Raw genomic sequence first — 418 nt, forward strand, 5'->3', positions numbered from 1 at the left:
ATGGAACAAAATCAAAAACTGATAGTTCTATTTCTATAGGGTATTCTGCAAGTTCAGAAGGAAATAAAGGAATAGCTATAGGATTCTACTCAAAAGCAAGTGCTGATGATTCAATGGCAATAGGAAGATCTGCAAAAGCTTACCATAAACAATCAGTAGCATTAGGTTATGGTGGAGCAACAATAGAAGATAATACAATATCAGTGGCATATAAAGATCCAAACCTTGCACCATCAAAACAAACAATACTTTCCAGAAAAATTTCAGGTCTTTCAGATGAGGTAAATGATCAAGATGCAGTAAATGTTTCACAACTTAAAGGATTAGAAAGTTCTTTATTTTCTAAACTTAATTCTTTGTCTATAACTGAGGAAAAAGCAAATACTGGAATTTCTTCGGATTTGGAAATGGCAGCATT

General features: G+C 32.8%; 1 pseudogene. It reads left to right on the top strand.

The window, feature by feature from the left end:
* Window positions 1-418: pseudogene (locus AYC59_RS01615) on the top strand (hypothetical protein); the annotation flags it as partial.

Source organism: Pseudostreptobacillus hongkongensis, assembly GCF_001559795.1.
Lineage (GTDB): Bacteria > Fusobacteriota > Fusobacteriia > Fusobacteriales > Leptotrichiaceae > Pseudostreptobacillus > Pseudostreptobacillus hongkongensis.